General features: G+C 61.8%; 18 protein-coding genes. 14 read left to right on the forward strand and 4 right to left on the reverse strand.

Going from position 1 to position 21505, the window contains the following annotated elements; translation table 11 throughout:
• Positions 1–14: 14 nt before the first annotated feature.
• Entirely contained in the window at positions 15–2108 is a 2094-nt protein-coding gene (gene ppk1 / locus AC54AG_RS15045; protein WP_072454753.1) for a polyphosphate kinase 1, read from the reverse strand.
• Between the two features lie 286 nt (positions 2109–2394).
• Here ppk1 and pstS point away from each other — a divergent pair, with 286 nt between their 5' ends.
• From pstS to AC54AG_RS15115, 14 genes are all read left to right on the forward strand, one after another.
• Complete coding sequence (gene pstS, locus AC54AG_RS15050) at positions 2395–3429, forward strand: phosphate ABC transporter substrate-binding protein PstS (RefSeq protein ID WP_496630801.1); 1035 nt, start codon at positions 2395–2397, stop codon at positions 3427–3429.
• A gap of 209 nt (positions 3430–3638) precedes the next feature.
• On the forward strand, positions 3639–4610 hold the full coding sequence (gene pstC, locus AC54AG_RS15055; protein ID WP_223278949.1) for a phosphate ABC transporter permease subunit PstC: 972 nt from the start codon (positions 3639–3641) through the stop codon (positions 4608–4610).
• Entirely contained in the window at positions 4607–5494 is an 888-nt protein-coding gene (gene pstA, locus AC54AG_RS15060) for a phosphate ABC transporter permease PstA (RefSeq protein WP_139091291.1), read from the forward strand. The genes pstC and pstA overlap by 4 nt, the downstream gene beginning before the upstream one ends.
• Positions 5495–5532: 38 nt before the next feature.
• A complete protein-coding gene (gene pstB, locus AC54AG_RS15065) occupies positions 5533–6315 on the forward strand; it encodes a phosphate ABC transporter ATP-binding protein PstB (RefSeq protein ID WP_373631409.1) in 783 nt (260 codons plus the stop codon).
• Between the two features lie 48 nt (positions 6316–6363).
• Positions 6364–7074, forward strand: coding sequence for a phosphate signaling complex protein PhoU (phoU, locus tag AC54AG_RS15070; protein ID WP_034755071.1), 711 nt, complete (start codon positions 6364–6366; stop codon positions 7072–7074).
• A 5-nt stretch (positions 7075–7079) separates the two neighbouring features.
• Positions 7080–7769 (forward strand): response regulator, encoded by a 690-nt coding sequence (locus AC54AG_RS15075; RefSeq protein WP_034755074.1) that lies wholly within the window; start codon positions 7080–7082, stop codon positions 7767–7769.
• Between the two features lie 11 nt (positions 7770–7780).
• Positions 7781–9097: a phosphate regulon sensor histidine kinase PhoR gene (gene phoR, locus AC54AG_RS15080; protein ID WP_034755076.1), complete on the forward strand. Its 1317-nt coding sequence runs from the start codon at positions 7781–7783 to the stop codon at positions 9095–9097.
• A gap of 77 nt (positions 9098–9174) precedes the next feature.
• Positions 9175–10371: a selenoneine synthase SenA gene (gene senA / locus AC54AG_RS15085; RefSeq protein WP_496630803.1), complete on the forward strand. Its 1197-nt coding sequence runs from the start codon at positions 9175–9177 to the stop codon at positions 10369–10371.
• A gap of 35 nt (positions 10372–10406) precedes the next feature.
• Complete coding sequence (locus AC54AG_RS15090; protein ID WP_496630804.1) at positions 10407–12353, forward strand: UvrD-helicase domain-containing protein; 1947 nt, start codon at positions 10407–10409, stop codon at positions 12351–12353.
• A 93-nt stretch (positions 12354–12446) separates the two neighbouring features.
• Positions 12447–13361, forward strand: coding sequence for an NAD-dependent epimerase/dehydratase family protein (locus AC54AG_RS15095; protein ID WP_496630805.1), 915 nt, complete (start codon positions 12447–12449; stop codon positions 13359–13361).
• Between the two features lie 382 nt (positions 13362–13743).
• Positions 13744–14127 (forward strand): LiaF transmembrane domain-containing protein, encoded by a 384-nt coding sequence (locus AC54AG_RS15100; RefSeq protein WP_034755139.1) that lies wholly within the window; start codon positions 13744–13746, stop codon positions 14125–14127.
• The gene (locus tag AC54AG_RS15105) at positions 14117–14932 is read left to right on the forward strand and encodes a LiaI-LiaF-like domain-containing protein (RefSeq protein WP_496630806.1); all 816 of its coding nucleotides are present in this window, start codon (positions 14117–14119) and stop codon (positions 14930–14932) included. The genes AC54AG_RS15100 and AC54AG_RS15105 overlap by 11 nt, the downstream gene beginning before the upstream one ends.
• 6 nt (positions 14933–14938) lie before the next feature.
• A complete protein-coding gene (locus AC54AG_RS15110) occupies positions 14939–16015 on the forward strand; it encodes a sensor histidine kinase (RefSeq protein WP_496630807.1) in 1077 nt (358 codons plus the stop codon).
• 11 nt (positions 16016–16026) lie between these two features.
• Entirely contained in the window at positions 16027–16764 is a 738-nt protein-coding gene (locus tag AC54AG_RS15115; protein WP_034755089.1) for a LytR/AlgR family response regulator transcription factor, read from the forward strand.
• Here the strand turns inward: AC54AG_RS15115 and AC54AG_RS15120 are convergent.
• The 3 genes from AC54AG_RS15120 to AC54AG_RS15130 form a co-directional block, all read right to left on the reverse strand.
• Positions 16750–19005, reverse strand: coding sequence for an ATP-dependent DNA helicase (locus AC54AG_RS15120; protein ID WP_496631007.1), 2256 nt, complete (start codon positions 19003–19005; stop codon positions 16750–16752). The genes AC54AG_RS15115 and AC54AG_RS15120 overlap by 15 nt on opposite strands.
• 5 nt (positions 19006–19010) lie before the next feature.
• On the reverse strand, positions 19011–20663 hold the full coding sequence (locus AC54AG_RS15125) for a VRR-NUC domain-containing protein (RefSeq protein WP_496630809.1): 1653 nt from the start codon (positions 20661–20663) through the stop codon (positions 19011–19013).
• 85 nt (positions 20664–20748) lie between these two features.
• Positions 20749–21453, reverse strand: a complete 705-nt coding sequence (locus AC54AG_RS15130; protein WP_331777696.1) for an SMI1/KNR4 family protein — start codon at positions 21451–21453, stop codon at positions 20749–20751.
• Between the last annotated feature and the right edge of the window lie 52 nt (positions 21454–21505).

Consider the following 21505-nt stretch of genomic DNA (forward strand, 5'->3'; position numbering starts at 1 on the left):
CTGTGTTGAATTGCCTATTCGCCGACCTCCGCGCCCGGCGTGCCCAGTGTGTGCATCAGGTATTGCTGGGCGCTGAACGGCGTTTGCTTGCCACGCGGCTTGCGGCGCGCGTAATGACCGGTCGGCTCCAGTTCCCATGCATTTGTATTATCCTTCAAATACGGATTCAAGCCCTCGGCGATCACGCGCCGTTTCAGCGCCCGGTCAAGCACGGGGAACGCCACTTCTACACGGCGGAACAGGTTGCGGCTCATCCAGTCGGCGCTGGCCAGGTAGACATCGTGCGCCAGGTCGTTGCGGAAGTAATAGATGCGGCTGTGTTCGAGGAAGCGGCCGATCACGGAGCGCACCTTGATGTTTTCCGACAGGCCAGGCACGCCCGGCTTCAGGGTGCAGGCGCCACGCACGATCAGGTCGATCTTCACGCCATCGGTCGAGGCCGCATACAGGGCGCGGATCACGGATTCGTCGACCAGCGCGTTGACTTTCACGATGATGCGCCCGCGCCGGCCCGAACGGGCGATCTTCGCCTCGTTGCGGATGGCCTTGATGATCTCGCTTTGCAGTCCGAACGGCGCCAGCCACAAGTGGTTCAGGTTGTGCGGCTTGGTCAGGCTCGTCAGGTGGATGAAGACTTCATTGACTTCCACGGCCAGGTCCTGGTTCGCCGTCAGCAAACCAAAGTCCGTGTACAGCTTGGTCGTCGTCGGGTGATAGTTGCCGGTGCCTAAGTGGGCGTAGAAGCGCAGCGCGCCTTCTTCGCGGCGGATGACGAGCGCTACCTTGGCATGGGTTTTCAATCCCACGACGCCGTACACGACCTGTGCGCCCGCCTGTTCCAGCTTGTCGGCCCAGTTGATATTGGCTTCTTCGTCGAAACGCGCCATCAATTCCACGATGACGGTCACTTCCTTGCCCATCTTCGCCGCCGTGATCAGCGACTCCATCAGGTCCGAGTTCATGCCCGTGCGGTAGATCGTCTGCTTGATGGCGACGACAGACGGATCGTAGGCGGCGCTGCGGATGAAGTCGATCACCGTCTGGAACGACTGGTACGGGTGGTGCAGCAGGATGTCGTGCCTGGTCAGCGCGGCAAAGATGTCGTTGCCGATGGCCTTGTGCGCGAGGCCGGGGAAGAACGGCGGGAAGCGCAGCTCGGGCTGCTTGACGTGGTCGATCATTTCCGACAGGCGCACCAGATTGACGGGGCCGTTGACGCGGTACAGCCGGCTTTGATCCAGGCTGAACTGGTCGAGCAGGAATTGCGACAATTCTGGCGGGCAATTGCGCGCCACTTCCAGGCGCACCGAGGTGCCGAACTGGCGGCCGACCAGCTCGCCTTTCAGGGCCTGGCGCAGATTCTTGACTTCATCCTCGTCCACCCACAGGTCGCTGTCGCGCGTGACGCGGAACTGCGAATAGGCGATCACTTCGCGCCCGGCGAACAGGTCGGAAATGTGCGCATGGATGACGGACGACAATAAACAGAAGGACACGCCATCGCCGGAAATCTCGTCCGGCAACTTGATGACACGCGGCAAGACGCGTGGCGCCTTGACGATGGCGATCGCCGTGCCGCGCCCGAACGCATCCTTGCCGCTCAGCGAGACGATGAAGTTGAGACTTTTATTGACTACCTGCGGGAACGGGTGGGCCGGGTCGAGGCCGATGGGCGTCAACAGGGGGCGTACTTCGCGGTCGAAATACTGCTTGACCCACGCGCGCTGCGCCTCGTTGCGGTCGCTGTCGCGCAGCAAATGCACGCCCGCTTCGCGCAGGGCCGGCAAGACTTCGCTATTTAATATCTCGTACTGGCGTTCCACCAGCGCATGGCATTCCTTGCCGATGCGCTCCAGGTTGGCCGCCAGGGCAGGGTGGCCGGCCAGCGAACCGCCGATGCTGCCGGCCGCCAGCAGGCTGGCCACGCGCACTTCGAAGAACTCATCCATATTGCTGCTGACGATGCACAGGTAGCGCAGGCGCTCAAGCAGCGGAATGTTCGGGTCTTCCGCCTGGGCCATCACGCGCCGGTTGAAAGTCAGTTGCGACAACTCGCGGTCAAGCAGGATGCCCGATTTGGTCACTTCCGTGTGCAGTTCAGGTTTCATATTCTTTTGTCTTTGCAGATAGTTAATTCTAGCCGTATTTCATCATGTATGACGCGTTGTGAGTGTAATCATGAAATATGACGTAAGCGTGACATAAGCTGTCATAAAGCGTCGCCGGTCCTGTCATTTTTCGCGCCGAAAATGGCAATTCCCCGGGCGTAGGCAATTATTTCAGGATTTTTTGGCCATGTCATAAAGCTGTCATATTCGCTTGCTAGACTGCGCAGCATTCAACCGGGACTTTGAGCCCCAACAACCCTGAGGACTTGATATGCAAATGAAGCAAATGTTCAAATTTATCGTCGTGGGTGCTTCGGCAGCGATGGCATTTTCTTCCGCTTCCGTCATGGCGGCAGATATGACAGGTGCTGGTGCAACCTTCCCGTACCCGATCTACGCCAAATGGGCTGAGACGTACAAAGCCAACACGGGCAATGGCCTGAACTATCAGTCCGTCGGTTCCGGCGCTGGCATCAAGCAAATCAAGGCCAAGACTGTTGAATTCGGCGCTTCGGACATGCCTTTGAAGGCGGAAGAGCTGGAAGAAGCGGGCCTGATGCAGTTCCCGGCCATCATGGGCGGCGTGGTCACGATCGTCAACCTGGACGGCGTAACCCCAGGCCAGCTGAAAATGACGGGTAAAGTCGTTGCCGACATCTACCTGGGCAAGATCACCAAGTGGAGCGCGCCTGAAATCGCCGCCCTGAACAGTGGCGTCAAGCTGCCGGACACGGAAATCACCGTGGTGCACCGCGCCGACGGTTCGGGCACCTCGTTCCTGTTCACCGACTTCCTGTCGAAAACCAACCCGGAATTCAAATCGAAAATCGGCGCTGGCTCGGCTGTGAAATGGGCCGTGGGCGTGGGCGGCAAGGGTAACGAAGGCGTCGCCGCCAACGTGCAGCGTATCAAGGGTTCGATCGGCTACGTCGAGTGGGCTTACGCCAAGAAAAACAAGATGTCGCACACCCAGCTGCAAAACAAGGACGGCAACTTCCTGCAGCCTGACGACGAAAACTTCAAGGCAGCAGCCGCTTCGGCACCTTGGACGCAAACCCCAGGCTTCGGCGTGGTCCTGACCGACCAGGCTGGCAAGAACAGCTGGCCTATCACGGGCGTGTCGTTCATCCTGATGCACAAAGTCCAGGCTGACGCAGCCAAGGCCAAAGAAGTCCTGAAATTCTTCGACTGGGCCTACAAAAACGGTGGCGCCGCTGCCGTTGAACTGGACTACGTGCCGATGCCGGCATCGGTCGTGAAACTGGTGCAGGAATCGTGGAAAGCCAATCTGAAAGATGCATCGGGCAAAGCCATCTATTGATTCGATAGCTTGACCAGATAAGTACCTGACATCCTTGCCCCGCCAGCAGCACGGCGGGGCAGGGAGTTAGCCAGGACCGCCCGCAAGCCCTTGCAGGCGTTCCCGGCTAAAAGAGCACGATAAAAATAGCAGTACCTGCAGTACCACCCATATGGCACACTATGAGCGCACAATCTACCTCCTCCACGATCCCCATGCCAGGCGGCACCATGACCGATTCCATCAGTCACGCGCAAATGCTTTCCACCATGCGCAAGCAGCGCTTCCAGGATTTCATGTTCCACAAGGTGACGATGCTGTTCGCCCTGTCGGTGCTGATCGTCCTGGTCGGCATCATCATTTCGCTGATCATGGAATCGATACCGGCCTTCAAGACCTTCGGCCTGCATTTCATCGTTTCGGCCGAGTGGGACCCTGTCAATGACCAGTACGGCGCCCTGATCCCCATCATCGGCACCCTGGTGACGTCAATCATCGCCTTGCTGATCGCCTTTCCCGTCAGCTTCGGCATCGCCCTGTTCCTCACGGAAATCTGCCCGGCCTGGCTGCGCCGCCCGCTGGGCACGGCTGTCGAGCTGCTGGCCGGCGTGCCATCGATCATCTACGGCATCTGGGGCCTGTTCGTGTTCGCGCCCCTGTTTGCCGACCACGTCCAGCCCATCCTGAAAGCCACCTTGGGCAACGTGCCCGTCATCGGCCAGCTGTTCAGCGGCCCCATGATGGGCATCGGCCTGCTGACGGCCGGTCTGGTGCTGGCCATCATGATCATCCCCTTCATCGCTTCCGTGATGCGCGACGTGTTCGAGATCGTTCCTGCCGTGCTGAAGGAATCCGCTTACGGCCTGGGCTGCACGCGCTGGGAAGTGGTGCGCAAGATCGTCTTGCCATACACCAAGACCGGCGTCGTCGGCGGCGTCATGCTGGGCCTGGGCCGCGCGCTGGGCGAGACCATGGCCGTGACCTTCGTCATCGGCAATGCGAATAAACTGTCGTGGTCGCTGTTTGCCGCCGGTAACAGCATCACCTCCTTGCTGGCGAATGAATTTGGCGAAGCGCAATCGGCACTGCACGTGTCCTCGCTGTTCTCGCTGGCCCTGATCCTGTTCGTCATCACCTTTATCGTCTTATCCGCCGCCAAGCTGATGCTGGCTGGCATGTCCCGCAAGGAAGGCACGAAATGAGCCAAGTAAGCACTCTCGACGTTCCGGCCAAGCCGGCCATGAACCCCGTCTACCGCAAGCGCCTGCTGATGCACCGTGTCGGCATCGCCCTGTCGGTGGCCGCCATGGCCCTGGGCCTGGCCGTGCTCGTGTGGATTTTGTTCACCCTGGTGATCAAGGGTTTCGGCGCCTTGTCCATCGACCTGTTCACGCAAACGACGCCGGCTCCCGGCAGCGAAGGCGGCGGCTTGATCAATGCCATCGTCGGCAGCGCGCTGATGGTGGGCCTGGCGACTGTCGTCAGCACCCCGATCGGCATCCTGGCCGGCATTTACCTGGCCGAATACGGCGAAGAAAACAAGCTGGCGCAAGTGACGCGTTTTGTGACGGACATCATGCTGTCGGCGCCATCGATCGTCATCGGCCTGTTCGTGTATGCGCTGTACGTGGCGCATGTGAAACATTTCTCCGGTTACGCGGGCGCCATCGCGCTGTCGCTGATCGCCGTGCCCGTGGTCGTGCGCACGACGGACAATATGCTGCGTCTGGTACCGAACAGCCTGCTGGAAGCCGCGTTTGCCCTCGGCGCGCCGCGCTGGAAAGTCGCCACCCTCGTGCGCTTGCGCGCCGTGAAAGCTGGCGTGATCACCGGCGTACTGCTGGCATTGGCCCGCATCGCCGGCGAAACGGCGCCGCTGCTGTTCACGGCCCTGAATAACCAGTTCCAAAGCTTCAACATGAATGCGCCGATGGCCAACTTGCCGTCCGTCATCGCATCGTTTGCGATGAGCCCGTACGACAACTGGCGCTCGCTGGCCTGGGGCGGCGCACTGCTGATCACCTTCAGCGTGCTGGCCTTGAATATCCTGTCGCGCACCGTGTTCAGCCAAAAAGTCCCTAATTAAACAGATACCGAGCGAAGCGAACCCATATGAATACGCAAATGAATCCAGCACAAGACCTGGCACCAAAGAAAAAAACCATCGAGATTTCGGGCCTGAACTTTTTTTACGGCAAAACGCAAAGCTTGCATAACGTCAACCTGGACATCCACGAGAAGAAGGTTACGGCCTTCATCGGCCCGTCCGGTTGCGGCAAGTCGACCCTGCTGCGCACGCTGAACCGCATGTACGACCTGTACCCGGGCCAGCGCGCGGAAGGCTCGATCCTGTACCGCGGCCGCAACGTGCTCGACGCGGACCAGGACGTCAACATGCTGCGCGCCAAGGTCGGCATGGTGTTCCAGAAACCGACGCCGTTCCCCATGTCCGTCTACGACAACATCGCCTTCGGCGTGCGCCTGTATGAAGACCTGTCGAAGGGCGAGATGGACGAGCGCGTCGAGTGGGCCCTGAAAAAGGCCGCGCTGTGGGGCGAAGTCAAGGACAAGCTGACGAAAAGCGGCCTGTCGCTGTCGGGCGGCCAGCAGCAGCGCTTGTGCATCGCGCGCGGCGTGGCCGTCAAGCCTGACGTCTTGCTGCTCGATGAGCCGACCTCGGCGCTGGACCCGATCTCGACCTCGAAAGTGGAAGAACTGATCAGCGAACTGAAACAGGATTACACGATCGCCATCGTGACGCACAATATGCAACAGGCGGCGCGCTGCTCCGACTATACGGCCTATATGTATTTGGGCGAGCTGGTGGAATTCGGCGAAACGGACCAGATCTTCATGAATCCGGCCCGCAAGGAAACGCAGGATTACATCACGGGCCGCTTCGGCTGATCCGCCCAGAATAACGACATACAAGACAACTGAATACGGAGAGACAGCATGATAGGCGAACATTCATCCAAGCAATACGACAACGAACTCGAAGCGATCCGCTCGAAAGTGCTCCTGATGGGCGGCATCGTTGAAACCCAGTTCCTCGACGCGATGACGTGTTTCCGCATCGGCAATGCCGAGCGCGCGGACCGCGTGATGCGCGAAGACGACGTCGTCAACCAGCTCGAAGTGTCGCTCGACGACGCGTGCAGCCACTTGATCGTGCGCCGCCAGCCGGCCGCCAACGACTTGCGCACCATCATGGCCACCATCAAGGTGATTACCGACCTCGAGCGCGTAGGCGACGAGGCGACCAAAATCGCCCGCGTGGCGAAGAATCTGCACAAGCGCGGCAACGGCGTCGTCAATCACTACGAGATGGTGCGCGGCATTGCCAATACGGCCACCGACATGCTGCACGACGCGCTCGACGCATTCGCGCGCAACGATGGCAAACAGGCATTACAATTAATTGCGCAAGACGCCATCATCGACCATGAGTTTCGGTCTATCATGCGCAACCTGATTACCTTTATGATGGAAGACCCGCGTACGATTTCGGCGGCGCTCGATACCCTGTGGGTGGCCAAGGCCATCGAACGGATCGGCGACCATGCGAAAAACATCGCCGAATACGTGATTTACGTGGTTGAAGGCAAGGACATCCGCCACACCAAGGTGGCTGCTCCCGCCATTTCCGAGGAGCTCCCTGAGTAAGCTTTATGGCATCTGATAAAACCACGGTATTGATTGTTGAAGATGAGCCGGCCATCGTTGAACTGGTGACCTATTCGCTGCGCGAATCCGGCTGGAATTGCTGTTCCGTACAAAACGTCGCCGATGCCTGGGAATTCATCCAGCACCGCACGCCGCACCTGATCCTGCTTGACTGGATGTTGCCGGACCAGACAGGCTTGCGCCTGCTGTCGCGCATCCGCGCCGACCGCAATTTCGCCGCCATCCCCGTCATCATGCTCACCGCCAAGAGCATGGAAGAAGACAAGCTGGCCGGCCTGAACAGCGGGGCCGACGATTACGTCACCAAGCCGTTCTCGCCGCGCGAACTGCTGGCCCGTGCCAAGGCTCTCTTGCGACGCAAGAGTCCGGAACACGCGCAGGCGCCCATGCGCGCCGGCAACGTGGCCCTGGACCCGGTCAGCTGCACCGTGATGATGGATGAACAGAAGATCGATATCGGCCATGCCGAATACAAGCTGCTGAAATTCCTGCTGGCCCATCCGGAACGCGTGTTTTCGCGCAGCCAGCTGCTCGACAAGGTGTGGGGCGACCATGTGGTGATCGAGGAACGCACGGTCGATGTCCACGTATTGCGCTTGCGCAAAGCCTTGAAAGAGGCGGAAAGCCTGATCAAGACGGTGCGCAGCGTCGGCTACATGTTGTCTGAAAAGTAAAGCTTGACTCTATGAATCCGAAATTGCTGTTCTGGGTACCGGCCGCCTTGCGCATGGTGCTGGCGCTGCTGGGCGTGGCCGTCGTCTGGTACCTGTTTGGCGCCACGTATGCGCTGGGCATCGCCTTCGTGCTGATGGCCATGATGGTGTTCGTGCAGCTGTCATATCTGTTCCAGCTGAGTAACTGGCTGGACAATCCGCAAAGCGCCAAGCTGCCCGACGGCTGGGGCGCCTGGACCAGCATTTTCGCGCGCCTGTACCGCATGCGCCGCGACGACGAGAAAAACCAGGCCGAGCTGACGGAATGGCTGGCGCGTTTCCGCCAGGCCATGCACCTGCTGCCCGACGGCGTCGTCATCATGGACGACGTGCTGTTCCTCGAATGGTGCAACCCGGCCGCCGAGAAACACCTGGGTCTCACGCACGAGCGCGACAAGGGCATGCGCGTGACGAATTTGATCCGCAGTCCCGAGTTCATGGATTACATCATCCTGGGCCGCTACGACCAGCCGCTGACGATCACCTTCCGCAACCGCAAGCTGATCGTGCAGATCATTCCATTCGAGAACCGCCGCCAGATCCTCGTCACGCACGATGTGACGGAGACGGAACGCATCGAAATGATGCGCCGCGACTTCATCGCCAACGCGTCGCACGAACTGCGCACGCCACTCACCGTCATCGTCGGCTTCCTGGAAATCGCTTCCGCCGAGCTGGATCTGGACGCCACCACGCGCGCCTCCCACCTCAAGCTGATGACGGAGCAGGGCCACCGCATGCAGCATCTGATCGAGGACATGCTGACCCTGTCGCGCCTGGAATCGGTCGATTATCCGCTGCGCCCCGAGCCCGTGGATATCAAGAAACTGATGCAGCAAGTCTTGCGCGACGCCAAGGGCTTGTCAGCCGGCAAGCATGAAGTGACCATGGAATGCGACGGCCCCGACGTGCTGGGCAGCTATGACGAGCTGTACAGCGCCTTCGGCAACCTGGCGTCGAACGCCGTGCGCTACACGCCGGCCGGCGGTACCATCACCCTGCGCTGGCAGGATGGCCCGGCCGGACCGCAATTCATCGCGCAAGATACGGGCATCGGCATCAGCCAGGAACATATTTCGCGCCTGACGGAACGTTTCTACCGCGTCGACAAGAGCCGTTCGCGTGAAACCCAGGGCACGGGCCTGGGCCTGGCCATCGTCAAGCACGTGCTGCTGCGCCATGGCGGTACCTTGGCCATCCAGTCCGTGGCCGACAAGGGCAGCAGCTTCATCGTCAGCATGCCCAAGTCCGTCGTCACGCCGCTGCAGGGCGAGTTGCTGGTCAAGTAAGCGAGGGAAGGGGAGGACTTCTTCCCTGTTTCCTCTGCGACTAGTGCAAGCTTGGCATAAGTCGTTACAATCAGGCCATGACTTTAATCAACACCTCTTTTCGCCACGCCGGCGCGCAACAACTGGCCCAGTCGCTGCAGGCTGCGCGCCACGCTACTTTATCGCTGTTCGACTGTTACGTTACTGCCGGCCTGGACGTGGTGGCCGGCATGCCCCGTCATCCGCGCCTCAATCCGCCCTTGTGGCAACTCGCACAGATCGCCTGGTTTGCCGAATGGTACATCCTGCGCGAAGCCGCTTCCAGCCATCCGGCCGACGCCATTTATAACTCGCTGCTGACGCGCGGCGACGACTTGTTCGACGCCAACATGGTGGAGCACCGTACGCGCTGGAAGCTGGAACTGCCCAGTCCGGGCGCCGTGAAGACGTATTGCCGCGAAGTGCTCGACCGGGTGCTCGATAAACTGTCGCGCGAAGCCAATGTAGACAGCGCCCTGGCGCCGTACCGGCTGGCCTTGGCGCATGAAGACTTGTGTGGCGAGGAAATGCTGGCCGGTTTGCAATGGCTGGGCCTGGAAGCGCCGGAATCGCTGGCGGCCAGCCCGGCCTTGCCGCCGGGGGCGGGCGAGATCGCTTTTCCAGGCGGCACCATCGAACTGGGCTCGCAGCGTGGGGCCGGGTTTGCCTTCGACAATGAATCGCCGCCTTATGCCTGCTACGTGCCGCCATTTTCCATCGATGCCTGCGCCGTATCGAACGCCCAGTTTGCCGATTTTGTTGCCGATGGCGGCTACCAGAACCGCCAGTTCTGGAGCGCGGCCGGCAGCGCCTGGCTGATGCAGCAGGAGCGCTCGTCGCCCCTGTACTGGCTGCGCGAAGCAACACAGTGGCGCACCATGCGCTTCGGCCAGCGCACGACCTTGCCGCCGAATGAAGCCGTGCGCCACATCAACCTGTATGAAGCGCAGGCGTACTGCGCCTGGGCGGGGCGTCGCCTGGCGACCGAGGCGGAATGGGAGTATGCTGCGCTGTCCGGCCACCCGCGCTTTCACTGGGGCCAGGTGTGGGAGTGGACGGCGACGCCGTTCGAACCGTATCCGGGCTTTGCGGTCGATGCCTGGCGCGAATATTCGGCGCCGTATTTCATGCAGCACCAAGTGCTGCGCGGCGCCGCCTTCGCCACGCCGCCGCGCCTGCATTCGCCCCGCATGCGCGCTTTCCACGCGCCCGAACGGGGCGACGTCTTTGCCGGCCTGCGCACTTGCGCCTGGTAACGGCGCAGAGAGTAGCAACCATTTCAGGAATTCTTTTGAGTACAGATAACGCCCCGCAGTTCATTCCCAAACGCATCACGCCCACGCCGGAGCAGGTCGCCATCCAGACGGCGCAAAAGAAGGTGGTCTTGATCGACGCCAATGCCGGCGCGGCCAAGACGACGACCCTGGCCCTGCGCCTGGCCGAAGCGCTGCACCGGGGACGTGCGCCCGAACGCATGCTGGCCCTCGTCTTCACGGAAGCGGCGCGCGTGGCCCTGCGCCAGCGCCTGCTGGAAGTGGGTGTGCCGCTCGGTGTCGTCAAGCGCCTGACGGTCGACACCTTCGACGCCTTTGCCGCCAAGGTGCTGTTGCAGCTGGAAAACATGCAGGTGGCAGCCATGCGCAGCGATGAAGAGCTGCGCCCGATTGCCTGGGAAGCGCTGGAAGTCGTGTCGGAAAAATATGCTCACCGCTATCCGCTGGAAATCAACACGACGAACGGGGCGATCGCCGAATTCTTGAAATTGCAGTTGCGCACCAAGGCGCGCCTCGATTTCCAGAATCCCGACTTCGAAAGCAATTCCCTGGACGACAACCTGGAGCTGCTGGGCATGTCGCGCACGCATTACCTGTGGCTGCGCGAATATGAAGGCTTGCGCGGCGCCGACACGGGCGACATCCAGTTCCGCGCGCCGTTCGACGCCACCTACGACCTCGTGCGCATGCTCGACGGAGACGAGCCGCTGCGCCAGCAACTGCCGGCCTTCCAGATCATCGTGGCCGATGAATTGCACGATTTGAATGAAGCATCGTTCCGCCTGCTGACCATGCTGATACGCCGCGGCAACGCGTTTTTCTGCGGCGCCGGCGACAAGGATCAAGTGATCTACACGTGGTCGGGCGCCGACCACCGCTTCCTGCGCCAGCGCTTCGAGCAGGAATTCCCCACCTTGCAGCGCTTGCCATTGACGGCATCCTACCGCTACGGCCCGCAATTGGCGCAGGCCGTGGGCGTGCTGAAAAACAAGGCCAGCGTGTCGGCTCTCACGCGTGCCACCCACATCGAGCTGCTCGAATATGACCACGCGCAGCCGCAGGCGTGCAGCGCCCAGCTGATCGCCGCGCTCGAACACGCGCATGCGGGCACGACGGCCATTTTGCTGCGCGACCGCGACCAGGCCATCCGCGTGGAAACGGCGCTGTTCCAGAGCGGCATCGCGTATGGCCTGGTGGACATGAACAGCTATCTGCTGAGCCTGGAAGTGCTGATGCTGCGCGGCATGGTTGCCATCGCCCGCAAGGATTTGCATGCGATCAAGAGCGGCCCGCGCCGCGGCGAGATCCTCGAAGCCCTGGTGGCGTTCGCGGAAATCCCGTTTACGCGCGCGGAACTGCAGCAAGCCAAGGCCGACGTGGCCAACTATCCCGACTTGCTGGAAGGCTTCTTGACGAACCAACTGGCCAAGTCGCAGAACCAGGACAAGGCGGCGCTGACCCTGGCCGCCGTCGATTATCTGCGTGCGCTGCCTCCCGATGCGCTGGCGGGCGATGCGCTGCAGCACATCTTTGGCTTGATGCAGCTGGAACAGACGGCGCGCCGCATCTACGTCGATCCGGCCCAGGCGCGGGTTGTCGCCCGCTCCCTGCACGGTTTTATCGCCGTGTGCAGCGAAGCGGGCGTGGCGCTGGGCGGCTTTGCCGGCTGGCTGGGCGAGATGGAAGAGGCCGTGACGGTCTCGACCGGCAAGGCCAAACTGGTCATCGCCTGCATCGACCAGATCAAGGGCCTCGAATACAACCATGTGATCTTGCCTTACCTGGCCGTCGACGAATTCCCGCGCAGCAAGACCGACCCGCTGGAAGAAGAAAACCGTTTCTACGTGGCCGCCACGCGCGCGCGCGACAGGCTCACCTTGCTCACGCCGGAAGACCCCGCCTACCGGAGCCGCTACATCGCCGCCCTGCAGCTCAAGCAGAAGATTGTTGCGCCGAAGTCATAGATCTTTTGCTGTGTGGCCGCTTTTTGCGAAAGACGAAAGCGGGCATACTGGACTGGTGTGATTGACAGCAATCTAACCAGACAGGAGTAAAACATGAAGGTATTTGTTACGGGGGCAGCAGGTTTCATCGGCAGTTCCATCGCGGCGGGCCTCGTGCACGCCGGTCATCAGGTGACGGGCCTCGTGCGCAAACCGGAGCAGGTGGCGGAGCTGGCCAAGGTCGGTGTGTTGGGCGTGCACGGCGATTTGAACGACCGCGCATTGCTCATCGAGCAGGCGAAGGCGGCGGACGCCGTCATCAATGCGGCCAGCAGCGACCACCGGGGCGCCGTCGAGGCGATCCTTGAAGCGCTGGCCGGCACCAACAAAGTGTTTCTGCACACGAGCGGCTCGTCCATCGTGGGCGACGCGTCGGGCGGCGAGGGCACGGAACAGATTTACTTTGAAGACAAGCTGCCGGCACCGACGGCCGACAAGGCGGCCCGGGTCGCCATCGATGACCTGGTGCTGGCCAGCGCAGGCCAGGGCGTGCGCGCGAGCGTGCTGTGCAACACCCTGATCTACGGCCACGGCGCCTTGCCGCGCGACAGCGTGCAATTGCCCCGCTTATTGAAACAGGCGCGCAAGAGCGGCATCGTGCGCCACGTGGGGCCGGGCCGCAATAGTTGGTCCAACGTGCATATCGACGATGTCGTCAGCCTGTATCTGCTGGCGCTGGAAAAGTCGCCCGCCGGCACGTTTTACTTCGTTGAATCGGGCGAAGCGGCTTTCCGCGACATGACGGCCGCCATCGCCACCGCACTGGACCTGGGACCTGCGCAGGACTGGCCGCTGCCGGAAGCGATTGCCGAATGGGGCTACGAGATGGCTTCCTACGGCCTCGGTTCCAACAGCCGCGTGCGCGGCGAGCGGGCGCGCAAGCTGCTGGGCTGGCAGCCGCAGGGACCGTCCGTGCTGGCATGGATCGAGAACGATATGCTCAATCCGCCGCACGCCACCGCCGGTTGATGCAGCTCAGCAAAACCGCACCAGTGTGCGCTAGCGAACGGTGCTGTTTTGCGATCGGGAGTATGATGGCTTTGCTTGGTTGAGACGCACTGCCGTGAAGTTGTCGGCATGTTCGATCTTCCAGCAGGTCAGCCGGTCGCCTCAAGGATCGGCACCAGATTTCCGCCGCCGGCGCCGTTTGCGCCATGCGGCTGTGCACTGCAACTCCAGGTCGCGGTGTGTGCTGCGAACCCCTTCAAGGCCGGCCTAGCCGGTCTTTTTTTTGCCTGTTTTTTCTGCCGTTGCGCCATTCACCGCCACCTGTCCGCCATTCGCCGAAGCGCTGTTTTCGCGCGCCCGAAATCCGCGTATCTTTACGATCAACCAACTTCAAGGGGTGACCGTGAAACCTGAACCAGCGTATTACCGCCGTACCCAGCTGCTGTGGGGCGTGCTGCTGATCGCCATCGGCGCCATCATCCTGCTGGACCGGCTCGATGTGATCTATCTCCATGACTACTATGCACTATGGCATTATTGGCCAGTGATACTGGCCGTCTTCGGCCTCAACAAGCTGCTCACGCCCGTGTCCGCCAAGCAGGTGCTGAGCGGCCTGTGGCTGATCTTCTTCGCCGCCTGGTGGTATGTGTCGTATGAAGAACTGTGGAACTTGAATTTCTACAATAGCTGGCCCGCCTTGCTGATCGCCTGGGGCGTGGGCCTCGTGCTCGAACCGCTGTTGAACAAACATTTTATTGCCTACCGGGAGTCCGAGCATGAAAAATAGACCGCCGCTGCATTCGCCATCGCAGATCGTGCTGGGCGTCATCGTCATCGGCCTGGGGCTGCTGTTCCTGCTCGATAACCTCGGCTTCATCAATGTGCGCTATACCTTCCGCTTCTGGCCGACCATCCTCATCATTTTCGGCTTGCTGAAAATATCGCAAAGCCATTCCCGCTCCGGCTACATCGTCGGCGGCGTGATGGTCTTGCTGGGCCTGAGCTGGACCTTGAAAGCCATGGGATTGTTCTACATCAACTGGAGCATGCTGTGGCCGCTGCTCATCATTGCCGCCGGCGTGGCCGTCGTGTCGAAATCCCTGCCTGGCAGACGGCAGCGCCAGCGCCGCCGTCACTTTGCCGCGCCGCCCGATGCCAGCGCCGCGCCCGATTCCTTCGGCCAGCCCAGAAATGGCGCCGTATCGCTCGACAAGGAACCGGCCGATGCCACTGCAGCGCCCGGCGCCGGAGGCCAGGCGGATGACGATAGCATCATCGAAGTAACGGCCATCCTGGGCGGCTACGTGCGGCGCGTGTCGTCGCAGTGCTTCAAGGGCGGCGATATCAACGTCATCATGGCCGGCTGCGAAATCGACTTGCGCCAGGCCTCGATCGAAGGCGAAGCCGTGCTCAACGTATTTGCCCTGTGCGGCGGCGTCACCATCAAGATTCCGCCCGACTGGAGCGTGGTGCTGCAGGGCACGCCCATCCTTGGCGGCTTCGAAGAAAAGACCATCGTGCCGCCGAACCAGAACAAGCGTTTGTACGTGACGGGCTACGCCATCATGGGCGGCCTGGAAATCCGCAACTAGGCGCGCATGTCCGGACCCTTGTCGAAGCGGCGCGGCGCCGTGGTGGCGTTTCTGGTCTGCATCGCGCTGGGCCTGGCCCTGGCCGCCATCCTGGCCAGGGTGGCGCACGCGCCCTGGCTCAATGCCGTCCTGCTGGTGGCGCCCGCCACGCTCGTGTATGCGATCGGTTCGGGGTTTTCCGCGTTTTATTTGTGCCGCGCCTATCCCTTGCACGCCCGCCATCCGCTCGCCATTGCCGGCGTGATGGGCGTGGCGGCCCTGTTCGCGGGCTTGCTGTGGGCGACCCTGCTGCAATTTTTGAACAGCGTCAGCCAGTTGACGGAGCAGTACTGGCTGGGCGTGAACCTGACGCCATCGCTGCTGGCCCTGTTCTTCGGTCTGGGCGCGCTGTTGTATTGCCTGGCCGCCGCCGTCCATTACCTGCTGCTGGAATTCGTGCGCGCCAGGATGGCCGAGCAACGGGGCCTGGAAGCGCAGCTGATGGCGCAGGAAGCGCAACTGCGCATGCTGCGCACGCAGATCGATCCGCATTTCCTGTTCAACAGCCTGAACTCCATCAGCGCCCTGACGTCTATCGATGCGGCGGGCGCGCGCCAGATGACGGTGCAACTGGCCAGTTTCTTTCGCCAGAGCCTGAGCCTGGAAGCACACAAGCACATCACCGTGCAAGAGGAACTCGTGCTGATCCGCCACTTTCTCGCCATCGAACAAGTGCGTTTCGGCGCGCGCCTGCAGGTGGCGGAAAGCATCGACACTGCCGCGCTGGCGTGTCTGTTGCCGCCCATGCTGATACAGCCGCTCGTGGAAAATGCCGTCAAGCATGGTATCTGCGGCTTGACGGAGGGCGGCCTGATCGCCATCGAGGTCCGGCGCGCGGGCAGCTTGCTGCAGATCGCCGTGCGCAATCCCGTCGATGCGGATCAGGGGCCGGCGCGCGGCAACGGCGTGGGCCTGGAGAATGTGCGCCAGCGCCTGGCCGGTGCGTATGGCCACGAAGCGGGCGTGCATTGGGCGCGGCGCGGCGCGGCGTTTGAAGTAACGCTATCGATGCCGGCACAGACCGGCGACACGGAGGAAGCATGATGCAGGCAAGAATGCGGGTGGCCATCGTCGATGACGAATTACTGGCGCGCAGCGTGCTGCGCGAATACCTGGCACGCCATGACGATATCGAGATCGTCGCCGAGTGCGCCAACGGCTTTGACGCCGTCAAGGCCATCGCGGAACTGGAACCGGAGCTGGTGTTCCTCGACATCCAGATGCCGCGCCTGGACGGTTTTGAAGTGGCCGAATTGATCGGCGCGAAGACAAAGTTGATCTTTGTCACGGCCTACGACCAGTACGCCTTGAAAGCGTTCGAATGCCATGCCCTCGACTATCTGTTGAAACCGTTCAGTGAACAGCGCTTCGACCAGGCGCTGGCCCATGCGCGCGCCAACCGCAGCACGCCGGCCGCGTCCACTGCTGTGCAAACGCTGGCGCGCGAGGCGGCCACGCGCGCCGCGCCCCTCGACCGCGTGCTGATACGCGACGGCGCCAAGGTCCACGTCATCGCCAGCGCGCGCATCGACTACATCGAGGCGCAGGACGATTACATCAGCATCCGTTCCGAAGGCAAGTCCTATCTGAAAAGCCAGCGACTGTCGGAGCTGGAAACCCAGCTTGATCCCGCCAAGTTCCTGCGCGTGCACAGGTCGTATCTGCTCAATATCGACGGCATCCGCCGCATCGAGGCGGCAACGAAAGACAGCCACGTGGCCATCCTGCGCGATGACACGCGCATTCCCGTGAGCAAGGCGGGCTACCAGAAGCTGAAGTTACTGGTTGGCTAGCTGCACATCCCACCAGGTGGGCAAGAGTTGCCGGATTTCCGGGCGCGAAAAACGGTCGTCGATCAGGTAGACGACGCCCTTGTCCGACTGTGTGCGGATCACCCGGCCTGCCGCCTGCACCACCTTTTGCATGCCCGGATACAGATACGTGTAGTCGTAGCCGGCGCCGAAGATGTCGCCCATGCGCTGGCGGATCTGCTCGTTGACGGGATTGATCTGCGGCAAACCCAGGGTGGCGATGAAGGCGCCGATCAGGCGTGCGCCGGGCAAGTCGATGCCTTCGCCGAACGCGCCGCCGAGCACGGCAAAGCCGATGCCGCGCGTGTCCAGGCCGAAACGGCCCAAAAATTGTGCGCGGGCAGTATCATCCATGCGGCGCGGCTGTTGCCACAGGGGCACGTCCGGATAATGCTGGGAGAACAAGTGGGCCGTCTTTTCCATGTAGTCGAAGCTGCTGAAGAAGGCCAGGTAGTTGCCCGGCGTTTCCGCGTATTGCTTCGCCATCAGCTGGGCGATGGGCAGCAAGGAGGCGGCGCGGTGCTGGTAGCGCGTGGAAATCGTGTCGGCCACGCGCACGGACAATTGTTCCGCCTGGAATGGCGATTCCACGTCGACCCAGGCCGTGTCGGCCGGCATGCCGAGGGTGTCGCTGTAGTAATTCCACGGACTCAGGGTGGCGGAAAACAGGGCCGTGCTGTGACTGGCCGCGAAGCGTTCCTTGAGAAACGGCGCCGGCACGATGTTGCGGATGCAGACGGTGGAGCCAGTGTCTGTTTTGCTGACGTCGAACAGCGAATGCTCGCCGAAACTTTCCGCCAGGCGGTTGATCAGCAGCACGTCAAAGTAAAAGCGCTGCAAGTCCTCGTCCAGGGCCGTAGCGTGTTCGGCCATGTAGTCGCCGATGGCCGTGGCCACGCCTTGCAGGGCGCCAAAGAATTTGTCGGGCAAGGCCGCATGCACGTGGTAATCGCCATCCTGCTCTTTCAACAAAGCCGTCCACTGGCGCGAGAGGCGGTCGAGCGGTTTTTTCAAGGTGTCGGGCGCGAACTTGCGCAGCATCTTCAGGTCGATCTGCGCCAGTTCGGCGGTATACATGCTGCGCGCGCGCGACACCATATTGTGCGCCTCGTCGACCAGCACGTTGACTTTCCAGTCGTGGGCCAACGTCATGCCGTACAGCATGGCGCTGAGGTCGAAATAGTAATTGTAGTCGCCGATGACGACGTCGCTCCAGCGCGCCAGCTCCATGCCCAGGTAATAGGGGCAGATACCTTGCTGCAAGGCGACGGCGCGCACGGCCTCCTTGTCGAGGATCAAGCCGCTGGCCAGCGCCACCTCGCGCGCCAGTGGCAGGCGGTCGTAGAAACCCTTGGCCAGCGGGCACGATTCGCCATGGCAGGCTTTGTCCCGATGTTCGCAGGCGCTGGTCTTGGCGCTCAGTTCCAGCACGCGCAAGGGCAGCAGCGGGGCGCTATCCTTGAGGATGGCGCAGGCGTCGAGCGCCATCTGGCGGCCGGGTACCTTGGCGGCCAGAAAAAACAGTTTATCGAGGCCATGCGCGGCCGTCGCTTTCAACATGGGGAACAGGCTGCCCACCGTCTTGCCAATGCCGGTCGGCGCCTGCGCCAGCAAGCCGCAGCCGCGGCTGCTGGCCTTGTACATGGCTTCGGCCAGCTGGCGCTGGCCCGGGCGAAAGTCCGCATGGGGAAAGGCCATGGCCGTGAGTTGTGCGTCGCGGCTGGCGCGGTGCGCCATTTCCTGCTCGGCCCAGTCGAGGAACAGCGCGCAATGCTGTTCGAAGAAGGTGCGCAGCGCCTCGGCCGTGCACTCCTCGTGCATGACGGTTTCCTTCTGGCTCACGATATCGAAATACACGAGCGCCACGCGCAGCATGGGCAAGTTCAGTTGCTGGCACAGCAAGTGGCCGTAGATGCGCGCCTGCGCCCAGTGCAACTGGCGATGGTTGGCGGGCATGGCGTCCAGTTCACCCCGGTAGGTCTTGATCTCTTCCAGCTGGCGCCGCGCCGGGTCGTAGCCATCGGCGCGGCCCCGCACGTGCAGGGGGCCGAAGTCGCCGGAAAGACTAATTTCACGCTGGTAATCATCATCGCGCCGGCTCGTCACGGTGGCGTGGCCGGCCATGCCTTCCTGCGCCGTGGGGGACGGTGTGAAACGCAAGTCCAGGTCGCCCACCTTGGCCGTGAATTCGCACAGGGCGCGCACGGCGATCGTGTACTTCATGCCGCTCATGTGGCCACCTGCCACTGCAGGTAGCACACGCTGACGGGCATGGCGTGCTCGGCGCAATACGCGATCCAGCGCAGCTGGTTGTCTTGCAGACGGTCGCCGGGACCCTTGACTTCGATCATGCGGTAGCGCTGTTCGGCCGGCCAGAACTGGATCAGGTCGGGAAAGCCGCTGCGGTTGCTTTTGATGTCGAGCAAGATGCGCTCGAACGCCTTTTTCAAGTGCGCGGCCGGGATGCAGGCCAGCGCCAGGTCCAGCAAGCCGTCGTCCAGCACCTCCCAGCTGACGAAGGGCGAGACGATGCCGTGCTTGGCGGCAAGCGTGGCGCGGATGGCCGCGTGGTAGCTGCCGTCGCCCAGTTGCGCCAGGCAGGCGGCAAAGTCCTTGCTGCGGCGCTGGTAAAAATCGGCGCTGTGCAAGTCGGCCGGGCCACGGTGGAACGGGTGGAAGAAGGCGCCCGGCATGGGCTTGAAGATGGCGGGCCAGCACAGCAGGCCGAACAGCGAGTTGATCAGGGTGTTTTCCACGTAATACACGGGCGCATCGTCCCGCATCAAATGCTGCTGCACCACGCCTTCCACGTAGCACGCCTGTTCCGGATAGGGCAGCAGCAGGTCGATGCGCTCCACGGCGGCGGCCGCATTGGCCGCCTGCTTCGCATGGCCCAGCTTGCGCCGCAAACGGGGCGCCATGCGCAGCAGCAATTGCTGTTCCGCCTCGCTTTCCGGCGCGGCCAGGGCGATCAGCAGGCGTTCGTAGGCCGCTTGCGGCTGCTCGTCTTTTTCCAGCACGCGGATGGCGCGGCCACGCGCGCCCGGATAGCGGCAATCGGCGTAGGCACGGTAGGCGGCCGGCCAGTCCTGGCATTTTTCCAGGTGCTGGGCGATCTGGAAGCGCAGCTTGTCGCGCCAGCTGGCCAGCCAGGTATTGTTCTCGGACAAGGGCAGCGCAGCCAGTTCCTGCAGCACTTCGTCGGCCGGCGCGCTGTCGTTGTAGCGTTCGCGGCACTGGTGCAGCACTTCATAGTGCTCGATATCCTGGCGCGTGCGAAACCCGCGCGACTGCGGCGAGAATTCCACTTTTTCATACTGGTACACGCCGAGGTCGGACAGCACGAATTCCGACCAGTCCTGGTGGTAGTTGCCAAAGTAAATCAGGCGCAGGCGGTCGCACAGCGCTTGCAAGCCGATGCGGTACAGCACGTCGGTGCAGGCTGGATGCCAAGCGGAAAACGGTTTACTTTCCCCATGCTGCTCGCGCAAGGCGTCCAGCTGCTCGGCCTTGCGCGCCGCTTTCAGCGGGGCGGCGAGGGCGAAGGCCTGGACGATTTCTGCTTTCAGCAGCAGTTCGAACAGTTCATCGAGCGAGATCGCTGGATCAGCCTCGACCCAGCCCGTGGCCAGCAAGGGCAGGGCGGCCGCGCGCGCGTCGCCGATTTCCGGGTAATTGAGCTTGCTGGCGCGAAACAGGCAGCCCTTGCGCATGACGAGGCGCACGAACAGGGCGCGCGACGGCTGCGGCAGTGCGCTGAAGGCGGCGATGAACTGCGTTTCTTCAGGGCTCAGCAGATCGGCGTAACGCGCAGCTATCCAGTTCAGCACATCCTGGAAATTATCCAGATAGTACAGGGGATTTTCCAGGACTCTCAACATGGGGGCAATAGGGCAAGGTTAACGATTTTACTGTGTTTATATACAGTTTAAACCTTCAGCCGCCGCTTGCCCAGCGATTTTATGTTCAGTCAGCCGTGCTGTAGGCAAAATAGCTGTTGAACTTTTCACAGGGAATCAGTTCTGCGCGCAGGCTGGCCAGTTCGATATCGGTCAGCAATCCCCTGTGCGTTTCCGTGCGTCCCTTCGGCAGCGCCACCTCGTAATCGATGATGTCCCTGGCCAGCAAGGCGTGCAACACTTCGGCTTGCCGCGCCGTCAGGTAGCGCGCGTGCGTGCCCAGGGTTTTTGCCAGTTGCTCCTTGAATGCCTCGTCGCTGACGTCGTTGTACGTATCCTGGTCCGCCATGCTGTTCAACAACATGTGAACCATGAAATCTTGCAGGTTTTTTGCCAGGTACTGGGCTTCATTCTCGTCATGCCACAGCAGCACGATGGGCATCTCGCCGTCTTGCTCGCTTGACGCGAAAAAGCAGTAGTGGTCGCCCGCGCCCGTTTGCGCGAAGGGAATGAACTGGAAGGTGGGATCGATCTGCCGGTAATCGTCCGTATCCAGCAAGGTTTCCGCTTCCGCGGCAACGGCCTCGATGTTGAGCAATTCGAAATCGTCCGCATGCAACAGCAGGGTGGGCCGCTCCGTCAATGTGGGATAGACCAGCTTGTACCAGTCGGGGCCGTATTCGCCCACGGCCAGCATGCCGTCGCGCTCCAGCTGCCGATACAATGCGGGATAGGTGAAGCCGTGCTGCTGTTCAATTTCTGACAGTGTCATGTTTGCCCCGTTAAACGTGATTCGTGTGGGCATGATAGCCGAGGCCGTGCCT

Source organism: Janthinobacterium sp. BCJ23 (assembly GCF_059617945.1).

What these genes read in the sequence shown, in the direction of transcription:
- ppk1 (WP_072454753.1), bottom strand. Translation starts at nt 2,108, where the DNA reads ATGAAACCTGAACTGCACACGGAAGTGACCAAATCGGGCATCCTGCTT.
- pstS (WP_496630801.1), top strand. Translation starts at nt 2,395, where the DNA reads ATGTTCAAATTTATCGTCGTGGGTGCTTCGGCAGCGATGGCATTTTCT.
- pstC (WP_223278949.1), top strand. Translation starts at nt 3,639, where the DNA reads ATGACCGATTCCATCAGTCACGCGCAAATGCTTTCCACCATGCGCAAG.
- pstA (WP_139091291.1), top strand. Translation starts at nt 4,607, where the DNA reads ATGAGCCAAGTAAGCACTCTCGACGTTCCGGCCAAGCCGGCCATGAAC.
- pstB (WP_373631409.1), top strand. Translation starts at nt 5,533, where the DNA reads ATGAATCCAGCACAAGACCTGGCACCAAAGAAAAAAACCATCGAGATT.
- phoU (WP_034755071.1), top strand. Translation starts at nt 6,364, where the DNA reads ATGATAGGCGAACATTCATCCAAGCAATACGACAACGAACTCGAAGCG.
- AC54AG_RS15075 (WP_034755074.1), top strand. Translation starts at nt 7,080, where the DNA reads ATGGCATCTGATAAAACCACGGTATTGATTGTTGAAGATGAGCCGGCC.
- phoR (WP_034755076.1), top strand. Translation starts at nt 7,781, where the DNA reads ATGAATCCGAAATTGCTGTTCTGGGTACCGGCCGCCTTGCGCATGGTG.
- senA (WP_496630803.1), top strand. Translation starts at nt 9,175, where the DNA reads ATGACTTTAATCAACACCTCTTTTCGCCACGCCGGCGCGCAACAACTG.
- AC54AG_RS15095 (WP_496630805.1), top strand. Translation starts at nt 12,447, where the DNA reads ATGAAGGTATTTGTTACGGGGGCAGCAGGTTTCATCGGCAGTTCCATC.
- AC54AG_RS15105 (WP_496630806.1), top strand. Translation starts at nt 14,117, where the DNA reads ATGAAAAATAGACCGCCGCTGCATTCGCCATCGCAGATCGTGCTGGGC.
- AC54AG_RS15110 (WP_496630807.1), top strand. Translation starts at nt 14,939, where the DNA reads ATGTCCGGACCCTTGTCGAAGCGGCGCGGCGCCGTGGTGGCGTTTCTG.
- AC54AG_RS15115 (WP_034755089.1), top strand. Translation starts at nt 16,027, where the DNA reads ATGCGGGTGGCCATCGTCGATGACGAATTACTGGCGCGCAGCGTGCTG.
- AC54AG_RS15120 (WP_496631007.1), bottom strand. Translation starts at nt 19,005, where the DNA reads ATGAAGTACACGATCGCCGTGCGCGCCCTGTGCGAATTCACGGCCAAG.
- AC54AG_RS15125 (WP_496630809.1), bottom strand. Translation starts at nt 20,663, where the DNA reads ATGTTGAGAGTCCTGGAAAATCCCCTGTACTATCTGGATAATTTCCAG.
- AC54AG_RS15130 (WP_331777696.1), bottom strand. Translation starts at nt 21,453, where the DNA reads ATGACACTGTCAGAAATTGAACAGCAGCACGGCTTCACCTATCCCGCA.